This is a genomic window from Planctobacterium marinum, assembly GCF_036322805.1.
GTDB classification, from domain to species: Bacteria; Pseudomonadota; Gammaproteobacteria; order Enterobacterales; family Alteromonadaceae; genus Planctobacterium; species Planctobacterium marinum_A.
The window spans coordinates 2,677,754-2,692,777 of the sequence record NZ_AP027272.1 but is presented as its reverse complement, the minus strand read 5'-3'; the positions used below and the strand labels follow the sequence as shown (position 1 = coordinate 2,692,777).

8 protein-coding genes are annotated in these 15,024 nt (G+C 45.4%); 7 read left to right on the top strand and 1 reads right to left on the bottom strand.

All coding sequences use genetic code 11. The annotated features are described in order from the left end of the window. The 3 genes from odhB (at position 1) to sucD (ending at position 3,641) form a co-directional block, all read left to right on the top strand. Positions 1 to 1,491 carry a 2-oxoglutarate dehydrogenase complex dihydrolipoyllysine-residue succinyltransferase gene (odhB, locus tag AABA75_RS12050; protein ID WP_338292853.1) on the top strand — a complete coding sequence of 497 codons (1,491 nt, stop codon included), beginning with the start codon at positions 1 to 3 and terminating at the stop codon, positions 1,489 to 1,491. Positions 1,492 to 1,602: 111 nt separating this feature from the next. Further along, positions 1,603 to 2,769 (top strand): ADP-forming succinate--CoA ligase subunit beta, encoded by a 1,167-nt coding sequence (gene sucC / locus AABA75_RS12045; protein ID WP_338292852.1) that lies wholly within the window; start codon positions 1,603 to 1,605, stop codon positions 2,767 to 2,769. After that, positions 2,769 to 3,641 (top strand): succinate--CoA ligase subunit alpha, encoded by an 873-nt coding sequence (sucD, locus tag AABA75_RS12040; protein WP_338292851.1) that lies wholly within the window; start codon positions 2,769 to 2,771, stop codon positions 3,639 to 3,641. The genes sucC and sucD overlap by 1 nt, the downstream gene beginning before the upstream one ends. Before the next feature lie 63 nt (positions 3,642 to 3,704). On the opposite strand, the gene AABA75_RS12035 is transcribed toward sucD, so the two are convergent. After that, positions 3,705 to 4,160 carry a hypothetical protein gene (locus AABA75_RS12035; protein WP_338292850.1) on the bottom strand — a complete coding sequence of 152 codons (456 nt, stop codon included), beginning with the start codon at positions 4,158 to 4,160 and terminating at the stop codon, positions 3,705 to 3,707. Positions 4,161 to 4,643: 483 nt separating this feature from the next. Between AABA75_RS12035 and AABA75_RS12030 the strand changes: the two genes are divergently transcribed. From AABA75_RS12030 to AABA75_RS12015, 4 genes are all read left to right on the top strand, one after another. Then, entirely contained in the window at positions 4,644 to 8,837 is a 4,194-nt protein-coding gene (locus AABA75_RS12030; protein ID WP_338292849.1) for an alpha-1,6-glucosidase domain-containing protein, read from the top strand. A 101-nt stretch (positions 8,838 to 8,938) separates the two neighbouring features. Next, a protein-coding gene (locus AABA75_RS12025; protein ID WP_338291436.1) for an IS3 family transposase occupies positions 8,939 to 10,152 on the top strand; the annotation gives its coding sequence in 2 pieces (ribosomal slippage) (positions 8,939 to 9,275 and positions 9,275 to 10,152; 1,215 coding nt in all). Positions 10,153 to 10,628: 476 nt separating this feature from the next. After that, positions 10,629 to 13,415: a TonB-dependent receptor gene (locus tag AABA75_RS12020; RefSeq protein WP_338292848.1), complete on the top strand. Its 2,787-nt coding sequence runs from the start codon at positions 10,629 to 10,631 to the stop codon at positions 13,413 to 13,415. A 115-nt stretch (positions 13,416 to 13,530) separates the two neighbouring features. Continuing rightward, entirely contained in the window at positions 13,531 to 15,024 is a 1,494-nt protein-coding gene (locus AABA75_RS12015; RefSeq protein ID WP_338292847.1) for a tryptophan halogenase family protein, read from the top strand.

Sequence of the window (15,024 nt, the reverse complement as noted above, 5' to 3'; positions counted from 1 at the left end):
ATGAGCATTGAAATTAAAGTTCCTGTATTGCCGGAATCTGTGGCTGATGCAACGGTAGCCACCTGGCATGTTAAACCAGGTGACAAAGTCTCTCGTGACCAAAACCTGGTAGACATCGAGACCGATAAAGTGGTTTTAGAAGTGGTTGCACCTGAAGATGGTGTGATTACTGAAATTCATTGCCCGGAAGGTGAAACCGTTCTGGCAGAACAAGTCATTGCTTTAGTGGAAGCAGGTGCAGCGGCTCAGTCTGCCCCCACAGCTAAAGCAGAAGAACAAGCAAAATCAAACTCTGGCGAAAGCGCAAAAGGTGAATCAGTGGATATTAAAGTACCTGTGTTACCTGAATCGGTAGCAGATGCAACAATAGCAACCTGGCATGTACAACCGGGTGAGGCAGTGTCACGCGATCAAAACTTAGTGGATATTGAGACTGACAAAGTGGTTCTGGAAGTGGTAGCTCCTGCAGACGGCTCTCTTTCTGAAATTCTGCACAATGAAGGCGACACTGTTACTGCTGAACAGGTTATAGCCAAGTTTGCTGCTGGCGCTGGCGCCGCTGCACCAGCTCCCGCTGCTGCAGATGAAAGCGACTCTGATGATGATGTTTTAAGTCCTTCAGTACGTCGCTTACTCGCGGAAAAAGATATTGACCCTGCCAAGATTAAAGGCTCAGGCAAAAACGGTCGCATCACTAAAGAAGACGTTGAGAAACACTTAAAAGGTGCTTCGGCTGCCCCCGCACCAGCCGCTGCTGCAAGCACTGAAACTGCGCCAGTTGCCATGGCTGACCGTACCGAAAAACGCGTACCCATGACGCGTTTGCGTAAAACTATCGCAAACCGTTTATTGGAAGCTAAAAACTCCACTGCCATGTTAACCACATTTAATGAAGTTAACATGAAGCCCATTATGGATCTGCGTAAGAAATACCAAGAGGTTTTCGAGAAAAAGCATGGTATTCGTCTTGGGTTTATGTCGTTCTATGTAAAAGCGGTAACCGAAGCGCTTAAGCGTTATCCTGAAGTAAACGCGTCAATTGATGGTGATGATATTTGTTACCACAATTATTTCGACGTTTCGATTGCAGTTTCTACACCTCGCGGACTGGTAACACCTGTTTTGAAAGACTGCGACCAATTGGGTCTGGCAGGTATCGAAAAAGGTATTAAGAGTCTGGCACTAAAAGGCCGTGATGGTAAATTGACTATGGATGAGCTCACCGGCGGTAATTTCACAATTACCAACGGTGGTGTATTTGGTTCATTGATGTCTACTCCTATCATCAACCCACCGCAAAGCGCCATCTTGGGTATGCATAAGATTCAGGACAGACCTATGGCAGTGGACGGCAAAGTAGAGATTCTGCCTATGATGTATCTGGCGCTGTCTTACGACCACAGAATCATCGATGGTAAAGAGTCCGTCGGCTTCCTCGTAACTGTTAAAGAGATGCTGGAAGACCCGACACGCTTATTGTTGGATGTATAAGTAAGTATGCCGTCTTAGACGGCATAACTTTATTGCTGCAAGGAAGCACGCTGACTTAATATTTCAGGTCGATCAATTCGACAGTTTTTAAATAATCACGGAAATTTCACCATGAATTTGCATGAATATCAGGGTAAACAGCTATTTAAAGAATATGGCTTACCCGTCTCAGAAGGTTATGCAACCGACACTCCACAGGCGGCTGCAGAAGCTGCAGATAGCATCGGCGGCAACGAGTGGGTTGTTAAATGTCAGGTACATGCCGGTGGTCGCGGTAAAGCGGGCGGCGTTAAGCTGGTAAAAAGTAAAGAAGAAATCAAAGAGTTTGCGCAAAAGTGGTTAGGTCAAAACCTGGTTACTTTCCAGACTGACGAAAACGGTCAGCCTGTAAGCAAAATCTTAGTAGAATCCTGTACTGATATCGCTGACGAATTGTACTTAGGTGCTGTTGTTGACCGTGGTACGCGTCGCGTTGTATTCATGGCTTCAACTGAAGGCGGTGTGGATATCGAAACCGTTGCCGAAGAAACGCCAGAGAAAATCCTGAAAGCACCCATCGATCCAATCGTTGGTCCGCAGCCTTATCAGGCGCGTGAAATGGCCTTTAAATTAGGTCTGAAAGGTGTACAAATTAAGCAATTTACCAAGATCTTCATGGGTCTGGCGAAAATGTTTGAAGACCTGGACGTTGCTCTAATCGAAATCAATCCGTTAGTTGTTAAAACTGACGGTGATTTACACTGTCTGGATGCCAAAGTTGGTATCGACAGCAACGCCATGTACCGTCAGCCTAAGCTCAAAGAGATGCACGATCCTTCACAGGAAGACGCTCGTGAAGCACACGCAGCTCAGTGGGAGTTAAACTACGTTGCACTAGACGGAAACGTAGGTTGTATGGTTAACGGTGCGGGCCTGGCGATGGGCACCATGGATATCGTTAATTTGCACGGTGGTAAGCCTGCAAACTTCCTTGACGTAGGTGGCGGTGCCACTAAAGAGCGCGTTGCAGAAGCATTTAAAATCATCTTGTCTGACGATAACGTAAAAGCGGTATTGGTAAACATCTTCGGTGGTATCGTACGTTGCGATATGATTGCTGAAGGTATCATTGGCGCGGTTAAAGAAGTCGGTGTTGAAGTACCAGTTGTCGTTCGCCTTGAAGGAACCAACGCTGACCTGGGTCGCGAAGTGTTAGCGAATTCTGGTCTGGATATTATTGCTGCTACAAGTTTGACTGACGCAGCTCAGCAAGTAGTTAAAGCAGCGGAGGGCAAATAATGTCTGTATTAATTAACAAAGATACTAAAGTTATCTGCCAGGGATTTACTGGTGGTCAGGGTACTTTCCACTCTGAGCAAGCGATTGCTTACGGTACGCAAATGGTTGGCGGTGTAACGCCAGGTAAAGGCGGTACTGAGCACTTGGGGTTACCTGTATTCAACACAGTACGTGAAGCCGTAGAAGCCACTGGTGCAACTGCAACAGTGATCTACGTACCTGCACCCTTCTGTAAGGACTCAATCATTGAAGCTGCTGATGCCGGCATTGAACTGATCGTGTGTATTACTGAGGGTATTCCAACGCTGGACATGCTTTATGTTAAAGAATACGTCACCCAAAAAGGTGTGCGTATGATTGGTCCAAACTGCCCAGGTGTAATCACACCGGGTGAATGCAAAATCGGCATTATGCCGGGACACATTCACTTACCCGGTAAAGTGGGTATTGTATCTCGTTCAGGTACATTAACTTACGAAGCGGTTAAGCAAACTACAGACGAAGGTTTTGGTCAGTCTACCTGTGTTGGTATCGGTGGTGACCCAATCCCAGGCTCTAACTTCATCGATGTCCTGCAAATGTTCCAGGACGACGATGGTACCGAAGCCATTGTTATGATCGGTGAAATCGGTGGTACAGCAGAAGAAGAAGCGGCTGCGTTTATCAAAGAAAACGTAACCAAGCCGGTTGTCTCTTATATCGCAGGTGTTACTGCGCCTCCGGGTAAGCGCATGGGCCATGCTGGTGCCATCATTGCTGGCGGTAAAGGTACTGCAGATGACAAATTCGCAGCACTTGAAGCTGCTGGTGTTAAAACAGTGCGTTCACTGGCTGACATCGGTAAAGCATTACGCGAAATTACAGGTTGGTAATCAACGCGAGTGTCATTATTGAAAAACCCGCCTGATGGCGGGTTTTTTATTTGTTGTTCTCAATTACAACTTATGCCGGATACACCGTAAAGCGATGTCATCCCACAACCTGGTGTTACCAAGGCGAGTAAGGTCAGCGCCATGATTTCGCAATTCAGTTTGTAGCTGTGGCGTCAATCCTATCAGGGTTAAATACTCTTCAGTTACCAAAACAAACTGTGTCTTGTAGGGTAGTAGAAATTTATCAAGGTTTTTCGTTAGTGCGGCATGTGCCTCTTCATAATTGGCGAACCATAAATTCAGTAAAACATCGCAACTCGGATGGTGCCACAGCTTGCCACAATCAGAGTTCCTTGGTTCACCAGAAAGTACCTCCAGTGCATGGTGCCAATGGCTAAAACCCGCCTTTTGGGCGAGACTTTGTTGGCAATCTGTCAAAGTTAAACCTTCAGTCGCTGACTGCTCTGATTTAAGTTTTTTCTTGGCTTTAATTTTTAGCTCGTTAATCGCTCTCATCACGCTTCCTCCTTGTAGCAGAAGGCGCCGTTTAAATTGCTACCAGCAAATCGATATAAGCATACCAACGCACACAGCGAGATAAGCTGACAGCCATTAAAAGATATGAGAACAAAAAAGCTAAAAAGCGAAAGTAGGTCAAATAATAGCTCGGTCATTGTTTTTTCCTAAGTTAACTTGGTTTCCGCATTACCAACTTAGGTTCAAACGAACCGTATTTATAAAACCCTAATTGGGTGAAGTTACAGAGTGATGTCATCTTTAGCGGAACAGGCGTCTCTGCAGCCTTTGCGCGCAAGATACACATACTCGTATTTGAAGTCAATTTATTGCTCCGTCTCCGTGCATGGGTTTGCATACGTATTCATGACTCGATACATACGTATGCACATGTTAACGCCTTGTAAATGAAACTTTAAAAATCTAATTTTCCGCGTTGAGTCAAATTATTCGCTCTTCGAGCTTGTTTCACACGCGGAAATTATAATGAAAATACCAAACAATAAACTCAGTTTGATTGTTTCTGGTTTGTTGGGGCTGACATTAATGTCGTGCTCTTCTGACAAACTAGAGCTTCCCGAGGTCACCCCTCCCACCATAACACCTGATACGCCTGAGCCACTTAGTTGCGATGCACCTGAGGTGGCTAATGAGGCTGGCGATAGTTGTGTTTTGCCGCCAGCAACAGTAACGGCGCAAGGCAACGAAGCGGTTATTTTTTACAACCGCCCGGATGGTGAATACGATGGTTGGGTTTTACATTTGTGGAACAACGATGCTTGCCCGGATACGGTAGCTGAACCCACAACATGGCCAGATGGCCCCTCTATCGCTGGTGTCGATCCTGCCTATGGTGGCTACTTCATTATTCCCTTGATGGAAGACTACTCTGATTGTATGAATTTCATCGTACATGATGCTGATGGTAATAAAGATTTATCACAGCAAGACCGTATGATGGATTTATCGGGCGATAGAATGGCCTGGACTTTATCAGGTGTTCCCGATGTTTTTTATGAGGCTATCGTAGAAATTCCAGTCACTGTGCAAAATGCAGAAGTGCATTGGGTGTACAGCGATACTTTAGTGTGGGGCGCTGACACCAGTCAGTATTCAGATATCCGCTTATATTGGTCTGAAAATGGAAACTTGCAATTTGATGCTGAAACGGGGATTGACGGAGATAACTTTGTTTCACTTACATTCAGTGAGGCTGAGAACAGTGAAGCAGCATTGGCACTGAATCAATCTCAATGGGACAGTCTGAGTATTGACGCTGAATTAAGCCAAATTAAACAAATGCTCAAATCACAATTAGTTGTTGTAGCCTCCGATCACGATGGTGAAATAGCGGCTGCGACGCGGGTGCAGATAGCCCCTGTTTTAGATGACCTATACACCAGCGGTGACAATGACGCTGATGAGGCGAGTTATGGTCCTCATTTCAGCGAAAGTGAGGTTACCTTAAATCTCTGGGCACCCACAGCACAGGATGTAAAGCTTAACCTTTACGATTCAGACAAATCTCTGCTGATCTCCTCTGATATGAGTTACGACGGTGACACAGGTATTTGGACCTATACTGGCAATGCTGCAGACCTCGACCGAAAATTCTATCGTTTCGAAGTCACGGTTTTCCACCCTGTTGAGAATGCGGTTGTTAATACTGAAGCCACTGACCCTTACTCAGTGAGCGTCTCTACTAATGGACGATACTCGCAAATAGTTAATCTTGCTGATGATGACTTAAAACCGGCCAACTGGGATGACCATGTTTCTCCAGAGCTGGAGAATTTCGAAGATGCGGTAATTTACGAAGCCCACATTCGCGATTTTAGTGCGCTGGACAGCTCTGTCAGCCAGGAGAATCGTGGTAAATACTTAGCCTATACTGATTCAAACTCTGTGGCAGTGCAGCACTTACAGGCTCTGACCGAAAAAGGGCTTAACTTTTATCACATCATGCCAGCCAACGATATTGCCACTATCAATGAAGATGAGTCGCAAACCATCAATCTCGACAATACCGTTGCAGAGCTCTGCGCCATCAATGGAAATGCGCCTGTCTGTGGCGTGGAAGATGATAACACTACCTTGCTGTCTGTATTTGAAAGCTATGATCCAGCAACAGAAGATGCCCAAGCTTTAGTTTCGGCAATACGCGGTTTGGACAGCTTCAACTGGGGGTATGACCCTCATCACTTTAATGTGCCGGAGGGTTCTTATTCTTCGGATCCTGATGGTACAGTCCGTATCCTGGAAATGCGTGCCATGATTAAAGCACTGCATGATATGGGTCTTAGAGTGGCACTGGACGTAGTGTATAACCATACATCGTCTTCAGGTACTAACCTTAACTCGGTATTTGATAAAGTCGTGCCGGGCTATTACCACAGATACAATCGCACAACGGGTGACATAGAGCGTTCTACTTGTTGTGAGAATACCGCCACTGAAAACCGCATGATGGCGAAATTTATGCAAGATTCATTGGTCTTGTGGGCTGAGCAATACCGCTATGACTCCTTCCGTTTTGATCTGATGGGGCACATTCCCAAGGATGCCATTCTGGAATCGTGGGAAGCAGTAAAAGCGGTGGATCCGGATAACTATTTTTACGGCGAAGGCTGGGACTTTGGTGAGGTCGGCGGAGACCGTCTCTTCGAGCAAGCCACGCAAAAGAATATGGCGGGAACTGAAGTAGGGACCTTTAACGATCAAATACGCGAAGCCATCCGTGGCGCGGCCATGTTCAGCGGTGATACTGGCAGTGGTACTTTGAGAGTACAGGACAAAATCAGAATGTCATTAGCGGGCACCTTAACGGATTTTCAGTTTGTCAGCTCCACCGATGCGTTTATCAAAACCAATACTATTGGTGGTTACGCTACCGATCCTGCAGATATCATTAACTACGTGTCTAAACACGATAATGAAACTCTCTGGGATCAGCTGAACTACACATTGCCTGCTGATATTTCTTTGCAAGATCGCGTTCGTGCGCAAAATATCTCTATGGCCACGACACTGTTGAGTCAGGGAATTCCGTTCCTGCAACAAGGTGGCGATTTGTTACGTTCTAAATCGATGGACCGCAACACATATGATGCGGGGGACTGGTTTAATCGCATCGATTTCTCTATGAATAGTAACAACTGGAATGTAGGAGTGCCTTTGCAGTCAGAGAATGGTGGTCGTTGGGATGAGATCCGACCTATCCTGGCCGACAGTAATCGCGCCGCGTCCATGTCGGATATCCAGTTTGCTGCCGAAGTATTCCGGGAGTATCTGGAAATACGTCAATCCACCAAGCTGTTCCGACTGACTACAGGTGAACAAGTCAAAGAGCGAATTGGTTTTCATAATGTCGGCTCTGATCAGCAAGCAGGACTCATTGTCATGAGTATTGATGACGGTACTGGCCTGGAAGACCTCGACCCCTTATATGACGCTGTGGTAGTGGTAATCAATACGACGGATTCCAGTGTGACGCACAGTATACCGACCGCCAGTGGCTTCGCGTTACATCCTGTTTTAACCAACTCCATCGATACCCAAGTGATAAGTGCCTCATTTAACGAAAACGGCGAAAGTGGTGAATTTACCGTTCCAGCTTATTCCTTAGCTGTGTTCGTAAAAGCACAGCAAGGTGCGCAGGGGATGGGTTTGAATCAATACGCCACCATAGGTACGCCAGATTTACCGGTATATGGCAATACCGCGGTTTACATTCGAGGCTCCATGAACGACTGGGGCACCAGTAATCCCATGAGTTATCAAGGCAGTGGTCTCTATCAAGCGTCACTTTCTCTGGAAGAAGGTGTGACTTATGAATTCAAGTTCGCCAGCGAAGATTGGGCTACAGTGAACTTCGGCGGCGGCGCTAATGGTGATATCGTAAATACTGGAGAACCCCTGGAACTGGGTTTTGGCAACAACCTGATGTTTACGCCTGATTCATCCGAGTCCTATATCTTTGAAGTAGACGCTACTGATGCGCAAGCTCCTGTCATTACCGTCAGGGTAGAACAGCCGTTCCCCGGTACTACCGTATTTTTGCGCGGCAGCATGAACGACTGGAGTGAAAATAATCCCTTTGTTTATGACGGTGCTGGTATCTACAGTGTTGTCGTTGACTTAGCCGCTGGTGATTATGAATTTAAGGTGGCTTCTGCAGATTGGGAAACAGTTAATTTAGGGGGCAATGGTGATGCTTTATCCCTTGAGAGTGAGTATGGATTATTCGCAGGTGCTGGCAATATTCAAATGTCTGTGGCCAGTGAGGGAACTTATATCTTCACCCTGGATGCAGCCAACCTTGACGCCATAACCTTAAGCGTTTACCAGGGCGGCATGTATGGTGATACACCGGTATTTGTGCGTGGCACTATGAATGATTGGAGCACGTCGAACCAGATGGAGTTTGATGGAGTTAAACTCTACACAGCGGAAATAGAACTCAGTGCCGGTAGTTATGAGTTTAAAGTGGCCAGCGAAGACTGGGCCACGGTTGATCTCGGGGCTGGTTCACAAGGTAATACTGTGACCATTGGGGAGCGGGTAACTCTTGCACCAGTAGGTGGAGACTTGAGTCTGGATGTTTCTGAGTCAGGTATTTATCTGTTTGAGGTGATTGGTCCCTCGACAGAAGCACCAGATATCAGAGTGACTCGCCAATAATAATTTCCCGTTTCTTCTTTAAAAAGCCGCAGTTTAGATGCGGCTTTTTTATCTTTGCAATTGTCCCGTCCTGAAATGTGTTTACACATTTAGGACTTATTATGAGAAACCCAGATAAACAACGCGTTAAACGAACTCAACGTGATTACACCTTAGGCTTTAAATTGGCCGTTGTAGCGCAAGTCGAAAAAGGCGACTTCACCTACAAACAAGCTCAAAAGCACTTTGGCATTCAAGGCCGAAGTACAGTTCTCGTCTGGCTACGAAAGCATGGTAAGCTGGATTGGTCTGAGCCTTTGATGCATTCACTTATGTCTCAATCCAACGAAACACCCGCCCAAAAGATTAAGCGTTTAGAACGCGCATTAGCTGATGCTGAACTCAAAATTGATGTTCTGGAAGAGGTAGTAACCCGTGTTGATAACGAGTGTGGGAGTAACTACAGAAAAAAGTACTACGACAAGCTCTCTGGGCGGGAAAAGTTGAAAAACGAAGAAAGCTAGCTCGTTGTTGTCGCCTATTCGGATTTACACCTCAAGGGCTTTATCAGTGGGTTAAGCGGTTTAACGATAAGCAGCAGAGGCTAATGCCGGTTAAGGACATGGTGCTGTATTGGCGCCAGTACATGCCGCGGATTGGGACTCGAAAGCTCTACCAACTGATGAAACCAGAGCTTGATAAACTTGGCATTAAGTTGGGGCGTGATGGACTGTTTGATTATTTACGCGCAGAAGGCATGTTGGTTAAACCCAAACGTAGTTACACAAAAACAACCGACAGCCGTCACTGGATGAAAAAGCACCCGAATCTACTGAAGGACTATCAACCTCAACAGGCTGAGGATGTGCTTGTGAGTGATATTACCTACGTGAAGTCAGATGCGGGTACGCACTATTTATCATTAACAACGGATGCATATTCCCGAAAGATAATGGGGTATGAACTCAGCGATGAAATGAAAGCAACAGATGTGGTTAAGGCACTCAATATGAGTATCAAGCATAAGTACTATAACCATCCAATGATTCATCACTCAGACCGAGGAGTGCAATATTGCTCTGAGGAATATCAGGCTGTCCTGAGAAATCACAACATTACTCCATCTATGACCGATGGTTATGATTGCTATCAGAATGCCTTAGCAGAAAGAATCAATGGCATACTAAAGCAGGAGTTCTTGTTGCATCAGTGCAAGAATAGGCGGGAATTAAAGCAACTCGTGGATGAATCGATATACATCTACAATGAGATGAGGCCGCACTTGAGTTTGGGAATGAAAACACCTAACCAGGTGCATTACGAAAAAGGCCGATAGATAAAATCTACCGGCCTGCATAAAACGTCAACGTATTTTAGGACGAGACAAATTTCAAAAATAGCGGAAAAAACATACGGTTTTTGAAACTCATTTTCGTATGCATAATATGTAAATCTTGTGTTAAACCGATACGTATCTTTGACACTTAATCGTTTACGAAGCTATCACATTCGCTTTTCATATCTTTCGTTAGTAGAGCAAAAATGCATATAAAACAGTTGCTTATACCTTTTTTGTTTTGTTTTTGTGGAAAATGGAATTGTTAAAAAAATGTACGATAATTTGTATGAATACGTATGCAAGGCGTTGTCAGATTTCAGAGGCAAGCGCTAGAATTGCCCTAAATAAAAATAAGAGAATCGCTGGAAAAGGTAATTCGATTTCAGCCTGACCCTTAACTCTGGTAATTAAACGGGAAAACACAATGTCACAATTCAAAAAAAAGCGTGCTGGCCTTTTCAGTATCTGCTGCGATGACTGGCTTAACAGCAACTTCGGTTGTTGCACAAGAAGCTGACGACGCTGCTGATAATACTGAGGTCATTCAGGTCACAGGTATTCGCGGCGCACTACAACGTGCACAAGCAATTAAAATGGACCAAACGTCTATCGTAGAAGCACTTTCTGCGGAAGATATCGGTAAACTTCCAGATACTTCAGTGGCTGAGTCATTGGCTCGTCTACCTGGCCTCGCTGGTGAGCGTCGTAACGGTCGTACCAGTGGTTTGTCTGTTCGTGGTTTTAACGAAAACTACGTAGGCACCTCATTAAATGGTCGCGAGCTTTTGGGTATGGGTGACAACCGTGGCGTTGAATACGATCTGTATCCCTCTGAAATTGTTTCCAGCATTTTGGTATATAAAACACCGGAAGCAGGTCTGCTGACTCAAGGCATCGGTGGTACTGTTGATTTGCAAACAGTAAGTCCATTGAGTGCTGATCCAACATTAACGGTTAACTTCAACTATGAAGAAAACGGTGAAGACTCCGGCAACCCAGACTTTGACAATAATGGTCATCGCCTATCGTTAAACTTTGTTGAGCAGTTTGCTGACGATACCCTAGGTGTTGCATTGGCAATTGCTGACATGGAATCGCCTCGTCAGGAAAAACAATTCCGAGGTTGGGGTTACGCCGGTGTCAACACGGGCTCTGATCGTCGTGCAACAGATTCTGTTGCTGTTCCAGATGGCACAGTAGTGCTAGGTGGTCATGATTCATTCACACGTTCAGCTATGCTAGAGCGCACCTCTGTTGCGGCGGTAATTGAATATGCACCTAACGATGATTTAAAAGTTCAGTTGGATGCTTTATTCATCGACTTTGAAGAAAACGATGCTCGTCGTGGTGTTGAAGAAGGTGGTGCCGAGTGGGGTACCGGCGATTACAACGTGACTAGCGTTGATAATGGTTTAGTAACTTCTGGTTTTTACGATGGTTTCTATTCTGTAGTTCGTAACGACGTAAGACAGCAAAGTTCCGAGTTAACCACTTTTGGTTTAAATATCGAGTATGCATTAAACGACAACTGGTCAATCGTTGCTGACTTGTCTACTGGTGAAGTAGATAAAGAGCTTACTGACGTAGAAAGCTACTCAGGTGTGGGCCGTGCTGGTGTTGATGGTAGACCTATTACACCTCGCAGCTGGACTATGACTTCTACCGGCGTGCTTTACTCTGATCACCCAACCTTACCAGGTGTTGATTTGACTGATCCGAGCCTTATTACTCTAGCAGGTCCTCAAGCTTGGGGTGCCCCTATCATTGGTAGTGACGCGCAAGACGGTTTCGTAAACGCACCGGTTTTCGATGAAGAGTTAGATGCGTTCCGTTTCGAAGTCAATGGTTTGGTTGAGTGGGGTATCTTTAACAAGTTTACTGCTGGTATCAACTACGCTGACCGCTCTAAGACTAAGATCAACAAAGGTTTCTACCTGACTGCTCCTGAGTACCCAGGGGAAGGTGCCATTCCAGAGGTGCTAGGTGTTGCCGACCTGAGCTTTATCGGAATCAGCGGTGTGTTAGCATACGATTCCTTGGGATTGTATAACAGCGGTTATTACACCTCTACCGATGCTGAACCTGTTGATGCGGGACGTTTAGGTGATACCTACACTGTAAACGAAGAGTTAACTACGCTTTACGCCAAGTTAGACATCGACACAGAAATTGGTGACATGATGTTACGGGGTAACATCGGTGTGCAAATTATTGACGCCGAGCAGAGCTCATCAGGTTTTAGTACCTTTACAGGTGATGATGGCTTGATTGATGCGGTACCAGTAACAGGTGGTGATTCTTATGCCGACGTATTACCTACCTTGAACTTAAGTCTTGAGGTTGCTGAAGATCAGTACGTTCGCTTGGGTGCTTCTAAGATTCAGAGCCGTCCAAGAATGGATCAGATGAAACCAAACAATCAGGCTTCATTCCAGTTTAACGATGCCAATATCGCATCTACTGATATCCCGAACGGACCTTGGTCTGGTAACGTGGGTAACCCGGGTTTGAAACCACTGGAAGCAAACCAGTTTGATTTAGCCTATGAGAACTATTTTGCTGATGACGCTTACTTTGCGATGTCGTTCTTTTATAAAGAGCTGACTAACTGGCACGCTGCCGTTAAAGAAGTGGCAGACTTCACTGAAGTATACGTACCTGGCTACCATGCTGACAGTGCAGGCAATGCGCCAGCAATCTTCTTAGGTCTGGTAGATAACACCTTGGATGGTCGTGAAGGTTTCGTAAGAGGTTGGGAATTCCAGACTAGCTTACCATTTAATCACATCCACGATGCGTTAGACGGATTTGGTATGTTTGCAAGTGCCACCTTTATGGATGGTGAACTGGATCCATTTACTTATTCACCGCTAGCTGGTGTTGAAGTAACACTGCCTTCTGAAGGTGTTCCGGGACTGTCTGATGAAACCTATTCACTGACGTTGTATTACGAGAATGCTGGTTGGGAAGTTCGTGTATCAGGCACCAAGCGTGATGCATTCCAGACAGAAACTCGTGGTATTAGTTTGTCACTGGTTGGTGCTGAAGGTCAGGGCGGTGAGCAATGGGATGCTCAAATCGGTTATGACTTCAGTGAATCTGATATCGACTTCTTACACGGTCTGAGAGTGACCTTACAAGGTCAAAACCTGACGGATGAAGACGAGATTCAATTCGCAAATGGTGATCCACGTCAAGTTACTTTGTACCAGTCTTATGGTCGTAACTTCTTACTGGGTCTAAACTACTCTTTCTGGTAAGCACGAGTAGGGTAATTGAACCTGCATAAGGCAGGTTCAAACTATCGAGTAATCATAAAGCTCCATTAAGTTCTTACTCAATGGAGCTTTTTAAGTTTTAACACAGGTGTTTTGCGTGAATAGAAAGGTAAAAAGAGTTGTTGTTGTCGGCGGTGGTACCGCAGGTTGGTTGTCTGCAGCGGTCATCAAAAAGGTGATTGGTAATGCCGTTGAAGTGGAACTGGTCGAATCAGACGCCATTGGCACGGTAGGTGTCGGTGAAGCCACTATTCCTCCGATTCGGTTAATCAACAACGTTTTAGGCCTTGATGAAGCAGAGTTCCTGAGAGAAACCAATGCTACTATTAAGTTAGCTATCAAGTTTGAAAACTGGCGAGTAAAAGATGAGGGCTATTTTCATACCTTTGGCGCGCCGGGCCAAAGCTATGCATTTTGTCACTTCCATCATTTTCTGAAGCGAGCACAGATGGAACTGGGAGAAACAAGCAATATTTGGGACTACGACCTAAATTATCTGGCCGCAAAAGACAATAAATTTGCCAAAATCAATAGCAAAGATCCTATCGTCGACTTACCTTACGCTTATCATTTTGATGCCGGACTTTATGCTCAGTATTTGCGTAAACTCAGCGAAAAAATGGGGGTGGTTCGCACTGAAGGTAAGATCACCGATGTCACTCAGCATCCTGATTCTGGATTTATCGACCTGTTACATCTGGAGGACGGGCGAGAAATTCAGGGGGACCTGTTTATCGATTGCTCGGGTTTCCGAGGATTGTTAATTCAACAAAAACTCAATACTGGCTACGAAGATTGGAGTCATTGGTTACCTTGTGACAGAGCCATTGCAATCCCTTCCGAGCGCCTTGAGCACACCTTGCCCTATACTCGCTCCATTGCACATACCGCAGGCTGGCAGTGGCGCATTCCGTTGCAGCATCGCAATGGTAACGGTCATGTGTATTGCAGCAACTATATGTCAGACGATGAAGCTTTGCAGATCTTATCGGGGAATCTTGATACTAAGCCGTTAGCGGATCCTAATTTTATTAAATTTAAAACCGGTAGAAGACGCAAACAGTGGAATAAAAACGTTATTGCTGTTGGGCTCTCCAGTGGTTTTCTTGAGCCTTTGGAGTCCACCAGTATTCATTTGATACAAACGGCTGTCGTGCGATTACTGCATACTTTCCCTCACGATGGCATCAAGCCGGAACTTGTAGCGGAATATAATAAACAGTCTCAAATTGAGTTCGAGCAGGTGCGCGACTTTATTATCTTGCACTACATTGCTAATGAAAGAGATGACAGTCAATTCTGGCGTGATATGCGCACTATGCCAATTCCTGATAGCCTCCGACACAAAATCGAGCTTTTCAAAGAAGATGGGCGTCTTTTCCGTGAAAATAACGACTTGTTCCTGGAGCCTTCATGGTTACAGGTAATGATGGGACAGGGCATTCAACCTTCCGATTATCATCCTATGGCGAACAATATGAGTCCGGAAAAGTTACAGATGATGCTGCAAACATTGAAAAAAATTAAAGAAGAGCCACTGCAACAGTTGCCCTCGCATGATCAGTTTTTAAAGCAATTCTGCGGTAGGTAA